Below are 957 nucleotides of genomic sequence, written 5' to 3' on the forward strand. Positions count from 1 at the left end.
CTACGAAGGCAAGGCGAAGCGGGTGTACGCCACCGACCAGGAGGACCTGGTGGCGGTGGAGTACAAGGACGACGCCACCGCCTTCAATGCCCTCAAGAAGGCCCAGCTCCTTGGCAAGGGGGCCCTGAACTGCCGCATCTCTGCCCTGCTGTTCGAACATCTCGAACGGCTGGGGGTGCCCACCCACTACCTGGGGCTGCACGGGGACCACTGGATGATGGTGCGGCCGGTGCGGGTGGTGCCGGTGGAGGTGGTGGTGCGAAACGTGGCCGCCGGCTCCCTCTGCCGACAGATGCCGATGGCGGCGGGCACTCCCCTGGACCCGCCCCTGCTCGACCTGTACTACAAGGACGACGCCCTGGGTGACCCCCTGCTCAGCGAAGCCAGGCTGGAGCGCCTGCAGCTGCTCACGCCCGACCAGCTGGAGGCAATCCGGAAACTGGCCTTTCGCGTCAACGATGCCCTGCGCGATCTTTTCGCCCGGGTGGAGCTCGAACTGGTGGATTTCAAGATCGAACTGGGGTTCACCACTGACGGCGCACTGGTGGTGGCGGACGAGATCAGCCCCGACACCTGCCGCCTTTGGAAACGGTCGGTGAGTGATGTCCAGGAGCGGATCCTGGACAAGGATCGATTCCGCCAGGACCTGGGCGGCGTTGTCGAGGCCTACGGGGAGGTCCTCAAACGGGTCCAAGGGGTCTGTCCCGAACCACAGGTCTACGGGTAAGGTCAGCGGGATTTTGCGGCCTGGCCGCTCTGCAGACGACATCCATGATTGGCGTTCGCCTCGGCAGGCCCCACACCCTTCGAAGCGTCACGCCGCGGGCGGCGACCGCCTCCCTTCCCCTGCTGGTGGCCCTGCTGCTGGCCGGCGGCCAGGCCCGGGCTGCCGAAAGTCCCCCCGGCCAGGGCCAGGCCCCCGCGGTCCAGACACCCGCAGGCGCCGTGGGTCAGCCC

2 protein-coding genes are annotated in these 957 nt (G+C 67.7%); both read left to right on the forward strand.

The features are described 5' to 3' along the window. A partial coding sequence (gene purC, locus VB737_RS16930) for a phosphoribosylaminoimidazolesuccinocarboxamide synthase (RefSeq protein ID WP_500314687.1) occupies positions 1-727 on the forward strand: 727 nt, incomplete at its 5' end. 44 nt (positions 728-771) lie between these two features. Continuing rightward, positions 772-957: hypothetical protein (locus VB737_RS16935; protein WP_500314689.1), on the forward strand; the 186-nt coding region annotated here is incomplete at its 3' end.

Source organism: Synechococcus sp. BA-120 BA3, assembly GCF_034931285.1.
Classification (GTDB): Bacteria; Cyanobacteriota; Cyanobacteriia; order PCC-6307; family Cyanobiaceae; genus Cyanobium.